At 56.2% G+C, this 16,384-nt stretch carries 13 protein-coding genes and 3 pseudogenes; 13 read left to right on the top strand and 3 right to left on the bottom strand.

Annotated elements, in window-relative coordinates:
• Positions 1–13: 13 nt before the first annotated feature.
• Together EFR00_RS33625 and EFR00_RS26405 are read left to right on the top strand one after the other, a co-directional pair.
• A pseudogene (locus EFR00_RS33625) lies at positions 14–231 on the top strand (IS21 family transposase); the annotation flags it as partial.
• Between the two features lie 640 nt (positions 232–871).
• Positions 872–2,998: a DUF3141 domain-containing protein gene (locus tag EFR00_RS26405; protein WP_245421412.1), complete on the top strand. Its 2,127-nt coding sequence runs from the start codon at positions 872–874 to the stop codon at positions 2,996–2,998.
• A gap of 223 nt (positions 2,999–3,221) precedes the next feature.
• Here the strand turns inward: EFR00_RS26405 and EFR00_RS34060 are convergent.
• Positions 3,222–3,547: pseudogene (locus tag EFR00_RS34060) on the bottom strand (type II toxin-antitoxin system HipA family toxin); the annotation flags it as partial.
• 160 nt (positions 3,548–3,707) lie between these two features.
• The gene (locus EFR00_RS26395; RefSeq protein ID WP_008534330.1) at positions 3,708–3,947 is read right to left on the bottom strand and encodes a helix-turn-helix domain-containing protein; all 240 of its coding nucleotides are present in this window, start codon (positions 3,945–3,947) and stop codon (positions 3,708–3,710) included.
• Between the two features lie 674 nt (positions 3,948–4,621).
• On the opposite strand from EFR00_RS26395, the gene EFR00_RS26390 reads away from it, so the two are divergent.
• The 11 genes from EFR00_RS26390 to EFR00_RS26340 all read left to right on the top strand — a co-directional run bounded on the left by EFR00_RS26390 (position 4,622) and on the right by EFR00_RS26340 (position 15,179).
• A complete protein-coding gene (locus EFR00_RS26390) occupies positions 4,622–5,302 on the top strand; it encodes a GntR family transcriptional regulator (RefSeq protein WP_004668612.1) in 681 nt (226 codons plus the stop codon).
• Between the two features lie 312 nt (positions 5,303–5,614).
• Positions 5,615–6,499: an NAD(P)-dependent oxidoreductase gene (locus tag EFR00_RS26385; RefSeq protein ID WP_004668614.1), complete on the top strand. Its 885-nt coding sequence runs from the start codon at positions 5,615–5,617 to the stop codon at positions 6,497–6,499.
• Positions 6,500–6,576: 77 nt separating this feature from the next.
• A complete protein-coding gene (locus EFR00_RS26380) occupies positions 6,577–7,005 on the top strand; it encodes a carboxymuconolactone decarboxylase family protein (RefSeq protein ID WP_170964896.1) in 429 nt (142 codons plus the stop codon).
• Positions 7,006–7,082: 77 nt separating this feature from the next.
• The gene (locus EFR00_RS26375) at positions 7,083–7,466 is read left to right on the top strand and encodes a hypothetical protein (RefSeq protein ID WP_004668622.1); all 384 of its coding nucleotides are present in this window, start codon (positions 7,083–7,085) and stop codon (positions 7,464–7,466) included.
• Positions 7,463–8,359, top strand: coding sequence for an alpha/beta fold hydrolase (locus EFR00_RS26370; RefSeq protein WP_004668623.1), 897 nt, complete (start codon positions 7,463–7,465; stop codon positions 8,357–8,359). Before EFR00_RS26375 ends, EFR00_RS26370 begins: the two co-directional genes overlap by 4 nt.
• A gap of 25 nt (positions 8,360–8,384) precedes the next feature.
• Complete coding sequence (locus tag EFR00_RS26365; RefSeq protein ID WP_008534334.1) at positions 8,385–9,551, top strand: ABC transporter substrate-binding protein; 1,167 nt, start codon at positions 8,385–8,387, stop codon at positions 9,549–9,551.
• A gap of 91 nt (positions 9,552–9,642) precedes the next feature.
• The gene (locus tag EFR00_RS26360; RefSeq protein WP_004668627.1) at positions 9,643–11,196 is read left to right on the top strand and encodes a sugar ABC transporter ATP-binding protein; all 1,554 of its coding nucleotides are present in this window, start codon (positions 9,643–9,645) and stop codon (positions 11,194–11,196) included.
• Positions 11,193–12,167, top strand: coding sequence for an ABC transporter permease (locus tag EFR00_RS26355; protein WP_008534336.1), 975 nt, complete (start codon positions 11,193–11,195; stop codon positions 12,165–12,167). Before EFR00_RS26360 ends, EFR00_RS26355 begins: the two co-directional genes overlap by 4 nt.
• Before the next feature lie 11 nt (positions 12,168–12,178).
• Positions 12,179–13,198 (top strand): ABC transporter permease, encoded by a 1,020-nt coding sequence (locus EFR00_RS26350; protein WP_004668632.1) that lies wholly within the window; start codon positions 12,179–12,181, stop codon positions 13,196–13,198.
• A 23-nt stretch (positions 13,199–13,221) separates the two neighbouring features.
• Positions 13,222–14,709: an NAD-dependent succinate-semialdehyde dehydrogenase gene (locus EFR00_RS26345; RefSeq protein ID WP_008534338.1), complete on the top strand. Its 1,488-nt coding sequence runs from the start codon at positions 13,222–13,224 to the stop codon at positions 14,707–14,709.
• 284 nt (positions 14,710–14,993) lie between these two features.
• A complete protein-coding gene (locus tag EFR00_RS26340; protein ID WP_004668636.1) occupies positions 14,994–15,179 on the top strand; it encodes a hypothetical protein in 186 nt (61 codons plus the stop codon).
• Positions 15,180–15,247: 68 nt separating this feature from the next.
• Here the strand turns inward: EFR00_RS26340 and EFR00_RS34290 are convergent.
• Positions 15,248–15,741, bottom strand: a pseudogene (locus EFR00_RS34290) (reverse transcriptase domain-containing protein); the annotation flags it as partial.
• Positions 15,742–16,384: the final 643 nt, after the last annotated feature.

Raw genomic sequence — 16,384 nt, 5'->3', positions numbered from 1 at the left:
TTAACTGGCGCCGAGGATCATCTGGCTGTTCACGATAGTGCCGGGTCATAGCCGTCCCATCTGGGCACGCTTCGTCATGCATCAGATGACCGGCCTGCGTTTCCACATCGCGGCCTTCGAGGCTCTCGGCGGCGCTCCGCGGGAGTGCTTTGCGACCGGATGAAGACTGCCGTCATCGGTGAGCGTCAGACAGAAGGCATCGTCTATAACCGTGCCACCACCAGCCTTAGCCCCAACCAAAGCCACGCGGACGGCCGCTGAAACATCCTAGTTGGTGGGATCCCACACCGCAGGCGAATCCATCACCTCCTGTCCTCCGATAGTCTCCAACGAGCTGGGAGAAACTGCTGATCCAGGCTGAATGAAGACTTTGTGTGGCTTTCCCTGGCGACGAGCTTGCTGCCCCCTCTCCCGGCGTAGCTGGCTGACCCAGTGCTTGGCATAGACATTGCAGGGGATGAATGCGGCGGTAACTCGTTGGGGTCGGAAGTCGTCAAACTGCTTTCCTAGGCGTCGGCATTGCCTACCGAGCACCTCGCCAGACGGAAGCACGATCGATCTGGCACGTATGTATGCGTACGGGATCATAACCATAGAGGAGTTGAAACGATGGCGGATATTCTTACATCTCTAAACCCGCTCCGGTGGATTGAAGCGCCATCCACGGAACTGGACAGCCAAGTGACCCAAAGTCTATTCCCGATGTTCCAACGCTTGGCGGCAGCGGGCGCTGAAACCGCTAAAATTCTGCAGGTTGCCTTATTGCGCCGCGTGCAAGTCATGTGCGACACCCACTCTACCCGCCAGGGAAAGCTCTTTACTGAGGCCGAACGTCTTGCCGAGAGTCTACGCGAGGTGCACGGCAATGGGAATGGGCCACGCTTGGGCGGAATACCTGCGCGACGCTAGTGAGCGCGCCATATTGTGCATGGATCTTCTCCGACAGCGCGGCGACATCTTCCTCGAACATGAAGCGGCAGGCTGTCCGCCGGTTTTCTTCTGCGACTACGAGACAGTTATGGATGGAAACGATCTGCCCTTGAAATCCAATTACGTGTTACTTCGAATGATCCCGCCCCAAGGTGTTAACGTCGATGACACGAAGCGCCCCTTCATAATCATTTGCCCGCGCGCCGGACATAGTCCCGGCGTCGGTGGCCACAAAGAAGACAGCCAGGTCGGCGTGGCGTTCCGGGAAGGTCACCCGGTTTATTTGGTGTCCTTCCGCCGAGAGCCAGAGGGGGGGCAGTATCTCTCTAATGTCACGTATGCGGAAGCGGCCTTTGTTCGTGAGGTCATGCGCCTGCATCCGCTTGCCCGCCTTCCAGTCGTAGTCGGCAACTGCCAAGCTGGCTGGGCTACCCTTCTGATGGTTGCGACAAATCTCGACTTAGCTGGCCCGATCATCCTCAACGGATCGCCGGTGACACCTACCTCGGGAAATATCGGCGAAAATACCCTCCGCTACATGGCGGGCCTCTTCGGGGGAGCTTGGATAACCATGTTTTTGTCAGATCTGGGCGGAGGCATCTTCGACGGCGCCCATCTCGTACAGAATTTCGAAACGCTCAATCCCGAGCGCCAGTTATTCATGAAGTATGTCGAACTGTTCCGAGATGTGGATGCGGCGAGCGAAGCCTTCCTTAAGGCTGAGAAGTGGTGGGGCGGCTTCTGCCTGATGCGGGGAGACGAGATCCGCTGGATAGTTGAGCACCTCTTTGTTGGTAATCGACTGGCGCACAACAAGGCGTATGGGGAGCCGGACCGGCGGCATTTCGACCTTAAGAAGATCAGGGCGCCTATTATCATATTTGCCAGTCATGGCGACAATGTAACGCCGCCGCAGCAGGCGCTGAATTGGATCCCCGAAATCTATGACAACGAGGAGGAAATCCGCCTTCTCGGCCAGCACATTATTTATATGGTACACAACGACGTCGGTCACCTCGGTACATTCGTTTCCTCGAGAGTAATCAACAAAGAATACAATGAGGTTGCAAGCACGCTCGAGGCAATTGAGGCGTTGTTGCCTGGCCTTTACGAGATGCGCATCACGGACATTCAAGAAGATGCTGGACACAAGAGCTATAGTGTTGAACTGATCGAGCGCACCTTCGAGAATATCCGTGAGTTTAACGACGGCCATGACGATGGAGGTCCCTTCGCTGCCGTCGCCCGCGTCTCTGAACTGCAAGCGCAGATCTATCACACAGTTGCCCGCCCCTTTGTGCAGGCCGCGGTCACAGACATCTCAGCAGACGCCAGCCGAATGTTCCATCCAAAGCGGCTGGAGCGATCGCTGCTGTCTTCTCAGAATCCGATCATGGTTGGCTATAAGTCAATTTCAGAGCAGGTACGGAACTCCCGGGCGAACGCAGCAGCGGAAAATCCTTTCCTGGCTGCGGAAGCGCTCTATTTCAAGGCTGTCGAACAGGCGATCGTGGTCATGCGCGACTGGCGCGACATGGGTTATGAGCTCGCGTTTCACATGATCTGGAACAACCCTTGGCAGCGATATTTTGACAATCCCCACGAAGCATACCGCAAAGGGACGACACTTGACGATATGAGATGGCAGCCGGACATCGCCAATGCGCTCAGGAGGATCGCGATCGGCGGACTCGCCGATGCCATCATCCGTATGGTCGTACTCCTGGTGAGCGATCGTGGCGGGATCCGACGCGACCGCCTGGCGCGCTGGTCACGGGTGCTGACCGAGGACGAGCCCTTCCGCTCACTAAGCGCTGATCATTTGGCCGAAATCACTCGCGTGCAGACGGCTATCGTCACCTTTGAGCCGGAGCAAGCAATCGAGACGCTGCCGCTGTTGCTAACGGAACCGAGGCAACGGCAACTCGCTTATGCAGCCGCTTGCTATATCCCGGGCTCCAGGGCGGAGATGTCATCGAGTACTGTTGCCATGCTACAGCGCTTCGCGGACGTGCTTGGCCAGCCATCGATCGTCGATGTGATTGAGGATCCGCTGGCAGTGACATAGTTTGTTCGTAGAGTAGCGTCTCGATCTCACCGAATCACATAATTATTGGTTTTCGCTCGTTGGTCACGGAGGCGCTTGAAACAATTCCATCGCAAATCCAGCCAGGACCGCAGATCGGAAAATTGCCATTGGACATCCGTCCTTTACAACGCAACGATGCCGTAATCCGGTTCAGTGATCGGGCCGGCAGAGGGCGGATTGAAACTGTGGAGGAAGGCTCTCGTCATAGGGCTGGCGCTCGCTGCAAATCATCGTGATCGAACGCACTGGCCATACGGTTGATCTCGGCTGACCGCGCACCGACCGCCTTGGCGGTCTCGCGCCACCTTGCGGTGTCGCGACTTCCTTAATGATCGCGCGAGCCTCGGCGAGCGTTAGGGCGTAGAGCCCTGCAGGTTCTTCCAGCAGGTCAAGGGAGCAGGTGCCTTCATCAAGATCAATGTTTGTCGTCAGCGCGCGCGCCTTGACATCCGTAGGCACTGGATTGAGGTCATAGGCAGGGGACAACGACCAGCTGGCTTTATTGAGCCACAGAAAGCCGTGATTTTTCTCCCCAGCTCAGAGCTAGAGCGGGCTGCAGCGAGAAGCGGCCCGGGTCCTCGAGCCAGGCACGATCATACTCAAACACGATTGTTTCGGCACCACGGGCGCGATTGCTCCGGGCCAGATGGGACGTGTGCGGCCGTGAAGGTCGAGATGAACTTCGAAATCAGCCATCGCGTGACGATCCCGGTGATCGCCTTGGGTGAGCGTGCTTGGGCAACTCTGCATTGGCCAGAGACTGGCCGACGCTGTCGTCACCGATGTCGGCGACTTGGCTCAGCCCATCTAGCAGGCCGAGTGCCTGGAGGACGCCTGCATAGATGCCGATGCTGACATTGGTGTCGCCGGCCTCGATCTTTTGAAGCGTTGAGCGTGAGGTGAAGGCACGTTCGGCTACTACCGCCATAGGCAGGCGGCGACGTCGACGTGGATGTCTGCGCCCAGTTTGCGCAGCGCGCGCCGCACCCGGAGGGTTGTGAGGTGTCGGAATTTGTCACCTTCGCACTACAGATTGCACTAGATATGTAGCACGAAGGTTACAATTTTTCAAGAGAGATGGTCAGAGAGAAAAGTGGTTAGAATGGGAATTGCGGATAGCGCAAGTACGAGCCAGGCTGGCAGGCGAAGAAAGATGGCGGATCTTGAGGCGCTCAAGATCGATGCCGCCTCCGGACCGGAGGCGCGATCGGAACCACTATCGTCTGCTGATGCGGCTTTTGCCGATTGCCAAGCTGCACCCGGCCGTTAGTCGAACGGGTGCTCCTGGAAGATGCGGTGGTGTCGGTGACCGTGGACACCTCGTCGATCAGGGTCGCAACGTGGCTGGTTTTGAGAAATCGGCGGGCGGACATTGTCGGCCATCAGGACACCAATTGAACTAGGCCATTTGGACTAGAATTTCCACTTATGGCGCGCCAACCGATCGGTTCCTCATGGATCGGGAAGCCGACCTCTACACAGCGGGCTCAATCCTCGAGAATAGTTGCTAATGACCGCTCATCAGACAATCTGATTGAAAGTTCCCCGCGAAGCAGCCATATATTTAGCTCAAATTCATTAGTGCTACGTAGGACATTGATCATGGTAGATGTGGAGCTGCAGGTCGCTCGGCAAAATGCCTCTCTTCGAGTGCAAGTCGAAGAAAGGCTCAGACAGGCTATTGCGACGGGCAAGTTCAAGCCGGGGCAAAGGCTCGTCGAGCGCGAGCTTTGCGAAATGATCGGCGTGGGTCGCACGTCCGTCCGTGAAGCGCTTCGGCAGCTTGAGGCAGAGGGATTGATCACAAGCTTCCCCCACAAGGGTCCAGTTGTCAGTATCATAACCTATGAGGAGGCCGCTCAGCTCTACACCGTCCGCGCGCTGCTCGAGGGGTTTGCTGGTCAGCAGTTCGCCGAAAATGGAACGGCGGAAGATATTGCCACTTTGCAAGATGCCGTTAGAGAATTCGAAGCGTCGGCGGAAAGCGGCGTGGGACACAGGCTCATCGCTGCCAAAAACGCCTTCTATGACTGCTTGATGGATGGCAGCAAAAACGTCTTCGTCAGGCAAATGCTAACATCGCTGCACAACCGGATCAATCTTCTGCGCATGACTTCGATGACACAACCGGGGCGCCTCAAACATAGCATTGCAGAAATCAAAGAGATTGCCGAAGCGATCCAAAATCGCAACGGACCCAGGGCTGCGGCCGCTTGTAAGCACCACATTGATATGGCTGCGAAAGTCGCACTCGAGTACCTGCGCAACAACACCTCAGGCTGATGCCATAAGATTTTCCGAAAATTGACAGATTGTCTGATGCTGGAGGTGGCCGGGTGTAATTAAATCCTTCAGGCACGGTGCTTTTGACAACGCAACAACCTCTCTGGTGTCCATCGGACGATAAGATGGGTGCTGCTTGCACGTCATTTTAAGTGAGGTGATTGAAGAAGCGACGGCAAAATTGGCGTCGTAGCGAGGGCGCGCCGGCCCAAGCATGAATTTTCCGATTGACAGATTGTCTGATAGGTCGTTAACTACTCCTCACTAACGGAGGTAGCTGATTGTGCTTGCCTCACATTCGGGAGCGGGACGTTGTCACCACGAAAAAATCTGCGCGTCGCCTTTATTGGTCTCGGCGCAATGGGCGGGCCGATGGCACAACATCTGTTGTCGGCTCAATTCGAAGTCACTGGCTTTGATCTATCGGCCGAGGCTAGGGAAAGGTTCGCGGCCGTCGGCGGCGTTCCGGCAGAGACGGTAGCGGAAGCATTCAATGGGGCCGATGTTGCGGTTACCATGCTTCCCAACGGCAAGGTTGTTCAAGACGCGCTCTTCAAGGATGGGGCCTGGCAATCCCTGAGTGCTGACGCGCTTGTCATCGACATGAGCTCATCGGCGCCCAATGATACTCGTGAGCTCGCAGAGCGCTTGCATCAGAAGGGCTTGCGGCTGGTCGATGCTCCCGTGTCAGGCGGAGTGAAGCGAGCCGTCGAAGGCTCTCTTACTATCATGGCAGGCGGTGCTTCTGACGATATCGATCAAGCTGATCCCATCCTGTGCGCCATGGGCGGCCAGATTTTTAGGACAGGCCCGATCGGCTCAGGGCACGCCATGAAAGCCATCAACAATTTCGTATCGGGAGCCGGGGTTCTGGCAGCTATCGAAGGCGTTCTTCTTGGCCGAACGTTTGGTCTCGATCCTAGAACGATCGTCGATATTCTCAACTCGTCGTCTGGCAAGAACAACGCAACAGAAGTGAAGATGAAGCAGTTCATCCTCTCGGAGACTTTTGGCTCTGGTTTTGCTTTGGGGCTTATGGCGAAAGACATTAGGATTGCAGCGGACTTGTCGAAGGCGCTCAATCTCCAGCTGCCGACATTGGCCGGTACCGCTGATGCCTGGGATGCTGCTCGGCATGCTTTAGGCCCCGATGTCGACCATACGAAAATTGCGCAGTTCGTGAAAGATCAGGCCTGACCGCGAAAAACTACGCCAAACTGACAGTTGAAAATTGTCTGATAATCTGTCAAATATGATGAAGGGAGCGAAACCCAATGGCCACTTTGGACAGGAAAGATAAGGGGTCTAAGGCCGGCGAGCGAACAGCTCCATCGGAGCAGTTCAAGCGCGGACTTGCTACTCGTCGGCAGGTGATGGGGGACGCTTACGTTGATGCGGCCCTCGGAAAGGCGACCGACTTCACCTGGCCGATGCAGGAACTCGTCACCGAGTATTGTTGGGACAATATCTGGAACCGACCTGGCCTCGACCGTCGCGCTCGATCGATCCTCAACCTTGGAATGATAGCGGTTTTAAACCGACCGCACGAGCTCAGAGGCCACATCCGCGGCGCCATCAACAACGGTGTTACGAAACAGGAGATCCAGGAGATCTTCCTTCAGGTGGCTATCTACGTTGGTGTGCCAGCAGGCATCGACAGTTTCAGGCATGCCCAGGAAGAATTCACCGAAATGGGCATTTGAGAATGTGCTGTCCCGTGAGGGGGCATGTACAACATGCGCGGAGTTCTCAGCGCTTATCAACAAGGGAGGAGCCTAAAATGGCGATAGATCTCAAGAAATTCATAGAATTCGTGCGGGAGGATTTCGAGTTCAAGCGCGAAACTCGTTATCTTAACGGTATATTAAAATGCGATTTCCCTACCCGCAGTGTAGCGCTTCATTTCGAGGACGGTACGTTGCTAAAGGTGGAAGAGGCCGAATACGACGACGACAAGTGCACTATCGTCATACGCGGGACCGGTTCACAGTGGGAGGCGCTGCTTCAGCACAAACCCTTGCCGTTTTATCAGTGCTTGCAGTCATCAAACATCAAGCATGGCCTCTACCTTAGCAGTAACAACGAAACCTTCGCGTATCTGCCTGCTCTCAACCGCATGACCACCCTGATGCGCAATGCCCGTTCTGAAGGAGCAGCAGCATGACCAAGTTTGACCCCATTATCGGCCGTTATCTCTATCTCACCGTAGAAGGTATCGAGTACCGCGTCTATTACGAAGAAGCGGGCCAGGGGATTCCGCTTCTCGTCGGTCATACGGCAGGGTCCGACGGTCGCCAATACCGTCATATGCTTTGCGATTCCGACGTGACGAAAAATTTTCGCGTCATCGCGTTCGATCTGCCGTATCACGGCAAGTCCCTTCCCCCCTACGGCGTTCGCTGGTGGGAGAAGGAATACAACATGACCAAGAAGTTCATGATGGACTTCCAGCTCGAACTCTCAAAAGCGCTCGACCTAGACCGCCCCGTTTATTTGGGCAGCTCCATGGGCGGCCATCTCGCGATCGACCTGGCATCGAACTATCCGGACAACTTCCGCGCCACGATCTCGGTCGAAGGTGCGTTGCGCTCGGCGGCGGAGTACGTCGACGTCGGTATGGCTGGCATCCGCAGGGAGTTCGACAATCCAAACGTCAATCGCACCTCCATCGGTGCGGCGATGATGCTGAATATCTCACCGTACTCGCCAGAAGCGAATGTCCGTGAAATCCAGTGGGAATACAGCTGCGGTGGACCGGGAATCTTCGCGGGTGATCTTTATTACTACTACTACGACCACGATGTGTCGCCAGAAGAAGCCAGCAAAATCGATACGTCGAAATGTATGCTATACTTCCTCACGGGCGAATACGATCCAAACACGTCCCCGGCCGATACCAAGATTGCTGCAGACCTGGTCAAAGGCTCCAAGTTTTGGACAATGGAAAAGCTCGGACATTTTCCCGTTACTGAGGACTATAGCGAGTTCCGGAAGTATCTGTTGCCGATTCTTGAGGAGATCCAACAGTCATCAGCAGCCCGGTCTAAGGTTGCCTGATCCTTTTCTCGGGAGGAGAACTTCAATGAGGTGCATTCTGAATGTCACACTTGGGGCGCTGATCTCGGTTAGCGCCCTGGCGACAACCGCTTACGCGGATGGTGTCGATCAGCTACCGGCTACAGAAAAGAAGATCTATGAAACTGTAGATCCGCAGATTCCATTGGGGGCGAGCGCCTACAAAGACTTCAAGCCCAAAAAGGGTCCTCCGTGGAAGATCGGCTATGCAAGCAGCTACGCTGGCAACACCTGGCGAGCCGCAGCTCTCGATGCGGTCATGAGCGATCTTTTACCGCGATCAAAGGCTGCGGGCCTGGTGTCTGATGTCGTGGTCACCCAGTCGGATCTTAAAGACGCCGTTCAGATCCAGCAGATGCGTCAAATGGTGGACGAAGGCGTCGATGCAATCATCATCTGCTGCTCGAACGTCACGGCTCTTAATCAGACGATCGAATATGCCTACAAAGCCGGTGTGCCGGTGTTCTCATTTTCGGGCTACGTGACGTCGCCATACGCCATCAATGGCGCGGCCAATCACGCGCAGGGCGGTGCCGAGATGGCGACGTGGCTGGCGGAAAAAATAGGAAAGAAGGGCAATATCCTTCTCGTTTCTGGTATTCCCGGTTTCGCTTCTTCGGACAGCTTTGACAAAGCGGCTAAGGAAGCACTTGCTAAGTACCCCGACATAAAGATCGTCGGTGAAGTTGCAGGGAAGTGGACCGACCAGGTGGCCCAGGTCGAAGTTCAGAAGTTTCTTGCGACGAACCCGACGAAGATTGATGGGATCCTCACGCAGGGGGCCCAAGAGAACGGCGTTCTCAACGCAATGCTGCAGTCAGGTCGAGACATGATCCCGATTACTCTCGGGGGGGAAGCTTCCGCCGCGTGCTACTGGCGCAAGAACCCCGAGTTTGTGGACAGGAGTTTCCATATTTGGCCGCCGCGTCGCGAGATGCAACAGATGTGGGAGATCATGCTCCGCACATTGGAGGGACAAGGCCCTAAGGTTCAGTCCTTCCTTCGACCCGTCTTGCCTTACACCATCGATGAAGTCCGCGCGGCAATACCAGAAGATTGCGACTTGAACTCGACAGACTTCGTGGAGCCCAAGGCGGACGGGTGGTTTCCTGCTGCGATTGCTGCAGACTACTTCGAACGCCCGGCTGATCCCTGGAAGCCTGTGTCGAAGTGAAACTGTTCTGCCCGGTGGGTCTTGCCACCGGACAGAAGTTTCTCTTGTGGGAGGACCGCCTCGCGCGGCCGTTGGGATTAGAGGATCTCCGATGCAAAACCAAACTACGATCAAGTTGATCAATGTTGCCAAGTCTTTCGGCGAGACTAAGGCCTTAAAGAAGTGTGATTTTGAAGCCCGGGCCGGAGAAGTGCACGCCATCGTCGGAGAGAATGGAAGTGGCAAAAGCACGATGGCGAAGATCATGTCTGGAGTGTTGCACCCAGATTCCGGGAGCGTTTCGGTCCTTGGAGAAGAGATTTCGACTCCGACTGACGCCAAGCGCATCGGGCTGACAACGATCTTCCAGGAAGTGCTGGTGGCCGACGAGGCCAGTGTATTGGAAAACCTGTATGTCGGGCGCGACGGCATCTTCCGCTCGCAGGGCGGCAGTGGTCGGCGTACCGAGGCTGAGGAGATCCTGAAACGCCTCGTCGGCAAGCCCGTGGATCTCGATCAGAACGTTGGGGCATTGCCTCTGAGCGTCAAGCAATGGATAGTTATTGCGCGAGCGGTCTTGCGCAGGCCGAAGGTCCTCATCCTCGATGAATCGTCTGCGGCATTAGACCTCGATTCCACGATCCGCCTCCACGAGGAAATTGATCGTCTCCGTAGGGAAGGTGCGACCGTGCTGATCGTAACGCATCGGATCGCTGAACTTGTCCGCATCGCCGATCGAGCCACGATCCTTCGCGACGGCGTCACCATTGGTACGCTCGAGAAGCATGAAATAACTGAAGAGAACCTGCTTTCAATGATGACGCCCGCGGACCGAAACGCAAGCGACGCGAAGGCGTACGAATCAAAGCAAGTAGGCGCCGCCGCGCCGGCCGTGGTAGCGGTAAGAGACCTCGTTACTCACAGCGCGGCAGCGCCCTTCGATTTCGATCTACCGAAAGGAGCGATCATCGGTGTTGCAGGACTCGACGGGCAGGGGCAGGACGCTTTCGTACGCGCCGTTGCGGGTATCATCCAGCCTTTTGGTGGTAATGTCCAAGTCTGGTCATCCAGCACCGAGAGAATGAAAAAGGTCGCATCGCTCGAAGACGCTACCAAAGCAGGAATCTCGTATATTTCCGGCGACCGCAAGCGTGAAGGTATCTTCCCTCAGCAGAGCATCTTCGAAAATCTTGCCATCGGCGTCTATCGCAAGAACCTCGGTCCTCTTGGTATAATCAATAAGGCCGGCCTCAAACCCATGTTCAAACGCGAGGTGGATCGGCTCCGGATTAAGATTGGAAGTCCGGCGAACAAGATCACCTCACTGTCGGGCGGAAATCAGCAAAAAGTTTTGATCGGCCGTGCCTTTGCAAACGAACCGTCCGTCATCGTCCTTAACGATCCCGCTCGCGGTGTCGACCTCGGAACGAAGCGCGATCTCTACCGCGAACTGCGCCTGTTCACGGAGAAGGGTGGCAGCGTGATTTATCTATCAAGCGAAATCGAAGAGTTCATCGGCTTTGCGGACCGCGTCGACGTCTTCTTTGCTGGAAGGCTTTTCCGGTCGCTAGCAGGCGAGGACATAGCGGAAGAGCCAATCTTGGCCGCAATGTTTGGAAAATCGCCAAACGCCTCCATCGAGTTCGATCTGGAAAGGACTGCATGATGTCTGGAATCGCATTCCGTCAAATCACCCAGGACCGTTCCCTCTTCGTGCCGGCCGGCCTATTCATCGTCCTTTTGGTCGCCGTTGCCCTACGCGGACACGGGCTATTCACGAACAACGGCCTCGCAGGTGCAATCCTTGTCGCCACGCCCTTGATTCTAACGGCGCTTGCCCTCACCCCCATTGTCATGGCGGGTCGTGGAGCAGTGGACCTTTCAGTTGGCCCCTTGATGGGGTTCATCAACGTTACCCTTATTACCTGGCTTGTGGGTAACGGAATTACCAACCCTATCGCAGTGATAGTATGGGCAGTCGGCCTGGGAGCGGCATTCCAGCTACTCCAGGCGCTGGTTATCATTTATGTGCGTGTCGCTCCGATAATCGTTACGCTGTCGGGTTTTCTTGTCCTCTCCGGGTTGAACCTGATGGTGATGTCCCGACCGGGTGGAGTCGCGCCCGACTGGATGCTTAGCTGGGGGGCGGGGACCGACATCATGTCACCTGTTTTGCTGTTGCTGGTTGCAGCGTATGCATTATGGCTCCTTCTCAGGGGGACTATGTTTTACCGCAACCTTCGCATGACGGGTGCGGATGAGCGCATGGCGTATACGAGCGGCGTTCGAGTGGACGCAGTCCGCATCATCGCCCACGTTGTTGGTGGAGCATTCGCTGGACTTGCCGCCCTCAGCTACACGGCGCTGATCTCCTCTGGTGATCCGACGCAGGGCAGCACCTACACCCTTCAGGCTGTTACGGCCCTGGTTCTCGGAGGTGCGAGCCTCTCCGGTGGTCGTGGTGGAGCACTTGGATCTACGCTTGGCGCGATCAACATGTTCCTCATCTCCTATCTCCTCTCCACCTTCAACTTCGGCACGGTTTCGGGGTTCGTTACCCAGATGGCATTCGGCTTAATCCTCGTCGGATCACTTCTCGTGAACGTCTTTGTCATCAGTCGCCGCGCGGTTGTGTAAGGAGCAAGATAATGGTCGCGACAGTTATGAATTCCGAAATCAAATCGGCTCAGAAGTCTAACCCGCTCAAGGCTCATCGGAGCATCGTCATTGGCTTTGTTCTTCTGGCCTCTCTCTTAGCACTCGGTGCATTGCTGGTCCCCGGCTTCGTATCATCCCAAAACGCGCGTTCAATCCTTCTTCTCGCAGCGTTTCTGGGGCTTGCCTCCATTGGCCAGACCCTGTGCGCTCTGGTCGGTGCGCTCGATCTTTCGATACCATATATTATTGGAGGCGCGAACATCCTCCTTCCCAGCCTTATGGTCGCAGGTATTCCCGCTCCCCTCGCGATGCTGGTTGTCATGCTCCTCGGTGCGCTTGTCGGGGCCGCCAATGGCGCCCTGAGCTTCCGTCTCCAAGGGCAAGCGCTGATCATGTCGCTCGGAGTTGGCTTCGCGGCCGTCGGTGCGGTCCAGATCTACACCTCACTCGGCTCGGCGTTTGGTGGTACAGTGTTTGCTCCGGTACCCGAATGGCTGAGGAACATTTCGGCGTTCAACGGAAAGTTTTTCGGCCTGTCGCTGCCTCCGGTCATCGTGATCTGGGCTATCGTCGCCATCGCGCTTGGATGGTTCATGTACAACACCTGGTTTGGCCGCAGCATTTACGCCGTCGGCGGAAGCCGGACGGCGGCCGCCCGCCTCGGAATCTCCGAATTCAAGGTCTGGACCGTCATCCATAGCGTCAGCGGTGCCATGTCTGCAATCACGGGCATGCTGCTACTAGGGTTTTCCGGTGGTGGCTTCGTCGGCGTGGGCGACCCTTATCTTTTCACCACCGTAGCAGCGGTGGTGATTGGAGGGACGTCGCTTCTTGGTGGGGCGGGCGGCTATGGCGCGACAGTGCTCGGTGTTCTTGTCCTGACTGTACTGACCTCGCTTCTAGTTGGCCTCGGACTGAACTTTCCGGCGCAGCAGGCTGTCGTCGGTCTGCTCATCGTTCCGATGGTCGCGATATACGCACGGTCACCACACATTCGAAATCAGATATGATCAATGCATAGAAAGGAAGATCCATGGCAATCTCCAGCACCCTGCTAGGCCGTTTAAAGGACCAGACTCTCGTTCGCGAGCAGATGCTGGTTGGAGGAAAGTGGTCGAGCGAAGGGGTAAACGGCACACGCATCAACGTGCTAAACCCCTCCACGATGGACGTCCTTGCCTCTTTGCCTAGCGCTGGCCTTGCTGAAGTGCGAGCCTCTATCGATGCTGCAAAGGCTGCACAGAAGAAGTGGGCTAAGGTTTCGGCGAAGGAACGCTCGCTGATCATGCGGAAGTTCTACGAAGAGGTGGTAGCTAACGCTGAAGACCTGGCCGTAATTCTGACATCGGAAATGGGCAAGCCACTGGCGGAAGCGCGTGGCGAGATTGCTTACGGCGCTTCCTACATCGAATGGTTCGGTGAGGAAGCCAAGCGTGTCTATGGTGACACCATTCCAGGTCACCAGGCCGACAAGCGACTGCTTGTCATCAAGCAGCCGGTTGGCGTTGTGGCCGCCATCGCTCCTTGGAACTTTCCGTCGGCGATGGTGTGCCGCAAGATCGCGCCGGCGCTCGCGTCCGGCTGCGCGATCGTATTCAAGCCTGCTGCCGAGACTCCGTTATCGGCGCTTGCATTGGCGATCCTCGCGGAGCGTGCCGGAATACCCGATGGCTTGTTCAGCGTCCTCCCGACGGATAATGCAAGAATGTTTGGCGAGGAGGTCTGCTCCAACCCGGTCGTCAAGAAACTGACCTTCACCGGTTCGACCGAAGTTGGCCGTATCTTGATGGCGCAAGGCGCCCAGAAGATCATGAAGCTGAGCCTGGAACTCGGCGGCAATGCGCCGTTTATCGTTTTCGACGATGCAGATCTCGACCAGGCGGTCGAGGGGGCTATGCTTTCTAAGTTTCGTAACGCGGGTCAAACCTGCGTGTGCGCGAACCGTATTTACGTACAGAGCGGGATCCATGACAGGTTCGTCGAGAAGCTGGCAATGCGCGTGAGTGCCTTGCAGGTTCTTGACGGGTTTGAGAGCGGGGCGACGATCGGCCCGTTGATCAACGATGAAGCGGTAGCAAAGCTCTATGGTCATATCGATGACGCTGTGACCAAGGGTGCGACTGTCGTGGTTGGTGGTGACCGCGATGCTCGCGGAGGCACGTTCGTCCAACCAACGCTTCTCTCGGGTGCCACAAAGGATATGAAGGTTGCGCGTGAGGAAACCTTCGCGCCTCTGGCTCCGGTGTTCAAGTTCGATACTGTCGAGGAAGTCATCGAACTCGCGAACGATACGGAATTCGGCTTGGCAGCCTACTTTTTCGCCAACGACCTCAGGAACGTTTGGAAGGTCACAGAGGCGCTGGAATACGGCATGGTTGGCGTGAACACGGGTCTGATTTCCACCGAATTAGCGCCATTCGGCGGCGTCAAGCAATCCGGCTTCGGCCGAGAGGGCTCAAAGTACGGAATGGATGACTTCTTATCCATGAAATACGTCTGCATGGGCGGGATCGGCGCATAGCGATCGCCCAAGGGTCGCTCGCCGACTGAACTTAAAGGGGGAGAGGTCTGTTGAATAGAGGCAGGACAGCAACATCCTCTCCGCCGGTTGCGAGGTCTCAAAAGGCTGGACTTTTCTAGAGGTTTCGCGGGAGCTGTCCTACGGATCTTCCCTTCCGACCCCTTCTGGGGCCGGCCTTGCAGACGAGATTTCTGCCTGTCTTTTCGATTGTCGATCCTTCCGCCAATGCCCTACAAGGTAAGTCTTTCCCAGATAGCTTGTAGCCTTCGAAGAGGTAACACGACATGAACGAGCTGTTGCACCGTGGCGTTGTCGTTTCAACGTATCGGAGTCCTGAGCAGGAGCATGATCACCACCCGATCGATGCACGCGTTCGTCCTGAAATCGATCAGGCCGACGATGCTGCACGTGCCAGCGTGGAGGGTCAAGCGAAAGCCATTCGCGTCAACCAGCGACGCGTCAAGGTGTAGTTGTCGGCGGCCGCACCCTCAGTGTCGGTTTGACGTAGCCGCCGATCTTCGCCGGCGCCAGGCCTTTATGGTAGATCCGGATGCGTCCGGGTCATCCAGACGTCAAACGCGTAATGCAGGAAGAGATTCGATAGGATCGGGCTGACCACGCCCCCTTGCGGGGTACCACGCATCCGCTCAATGACTTCTCCGTTCTTTTCCATAGGCGCGGTCAACCATCTTTCGATGTAGAGCAGAGCCCAGTTGCATTTAACGTCTTTTCTGACCGTCTTCAGCAAGAGATCATGCGGAAGATTGTCGAACAGCTTTGATGTCGGATTCCGGATCAATCATCTGCTTGACCACCATCTGCGCGATCCGATCACTGACCGCCGATTCCAGATCTTGTAGAGATTTCTCGCAAGGTCTTTGTCAAACATCTCCAGGGTCTCACCGTCCACCCGGCTGCACCACGGTTGGCTTTGACCGCTTTGTAAGCTTCGTACACTTGCCGCTTCTCAATCCGAAACGGCTTGTCTGTCGTACCTATCGAGTCATCCTGTTTCCGGTTGTTCCAAACAATACGACCACCTGATCCGATCCCTTTGCTCCGGCCCCATTACAGGGCCCTCAACGCTCATACGGATCGGTCCGCCCCAGTCTCCTGCATCGGTACTCTCGCCTTACGGTTTCTCCGCTTGGGCTTCTCCCTTGGCATCAGGAGCCTGGTTCCTGCAGTTCCGGGTGAAAGCCTGTGTCCAACACGCCCCCTCTACGCCGGTCGCCGCCCGCCCAATCATCAGGCACCCGGCGGACTTGTCCCAGGATGACGAAACAGTCCTGGTTTCGACGACGCTTATATTCATAACGGCGCGTCTTCGGAGGGTTCACTTTCGTTCGTCTTTCGGACACGCACCTGCTCGGATCTCGTCCGAACTCTTCATCCGGCGCTCACCACCACGGCTCTTTACCGCAGCAGCTCGGACTGGTTTGAGACCCGCTCCTGAAAGCCGATCCCGGAGGGCCATCCTCCATCATTCACGCAGCTTCACGTTACGGGGTTAGCTCACACTGAACTCCTTCCGTGCCTCTGCAGCACACTTTCGTCGTGAGCGTACGGTGAGCTGTTTTTGCTGATCGGCCAAATCAGGCGATGTTCTGGCATTAGAACCAGCATTAGTGCTGACATTAATACCAGAACGAAGAGGTTTCATGGCTCGCATAGA

Origin of the sequence: Rhizobium sophoriradicis (genome assembly GCF_003939025.1) — a bacterium.
GTDB lineage: Bacteria > Pseudomonadota > Alphaproteobacteria > Rhizobiales > Rhizobiaceae > Rhizobium > Rhizobium sophoriradicis.
The sequence above is the reverse complement of the archived record's forward strand: the minus strand, read 5'-3'. Positions and strand labels throughout refer to the sequence as shown.

Excerpts from the sequence above, each read along its gene's own strand:
- EFR00_RS26380 (WP_170964896.1), top strand. The coding sequence starts at position 6,577 with ATGGCCACTTTGGACAGGAAAGATAAGGGGTCTAAGGCCGGCGAGCGA.
- EFR00_RS26345 (WP_008534338.1), top strand. The coding sequence starts at position 13,222 with ATGGCAATCTCCAGCACCCTGCTAGGCCGTTTAAAGGACCAGACTCTC.
- EFR00_RS26395 (WP_008534330.1), bottom strand. The coding sequence starts at position 3,947 with ATGGCGGTAGTAGCCGAACGTGCCTTCACCTCACGCTCAACGCTTCAA.
- EFR00_RS26405 (WP_245421412.1), top strand. The coding sequence starts at position 872 with ATGGGCCACGCTTGGGCGGAATACCTGCGCGACGCTAGTGAGCGCGCC.
- EFR00_RS26365 (WP_008534334.1), top strand. The coding sequence starts at position 8,385 with ATGAGGTGCATTCTGAATGTCACACTTGGGGCGCTGATCTCGGTTAGC.
- EFR00_RS26340 (WP_004668636.1), top strand. The coding sequence starts at position 14,994 with ATGAACGAGCTGTTGCACCGTGGCGTTGTCGTTTCAACGTATCGGAGT.
- EFR00_RS26370 (WP_004668623.1), top strand. The coding sequence starts at position 7,463 with ATGACCAAGTTTGACCCCATTATCGGCCGTTATCTCTATCTCACCGTA.
- EFR00_RS26350 (WP_004668632.1), top strand. The coding sequence starts at position 12,179 with ATGGTCGCGACAGTTATGAATTCCGAAATCAAATCGGCTCAGAAGTCT.
- EFR00_RS26390 (WP_004668612.1), top strand. The coding sequence starts at position 4,622 with ATGGTAGATGTGGAGCTGCAGGTCGCTCGGCAAAATGCCTCTCTTCGA.
- EFR00_RS26355 (WP_008534336.1), top strand. The coding sequence starts at position 11,193 with ATGATGTCTGGAATCGCATTCCGTCAAATCACCCAGGACCGTTCCCTC.
- EFR00_RS26375 (WP_004668622.1), top strand. The coding sequence starts at position 7,083 with ATGGCGATAGATCTCAAGAAATTCATAGAATTCGTGCGGGAGGATTTC.
- EFR00_RS26360 (WP_004668627.1), top strand. The coding sequence starts at position 9,643 with ATGCAAAACCAAACTACGATCAAGTTGATCAATGTTGCCAAGTCTTTC.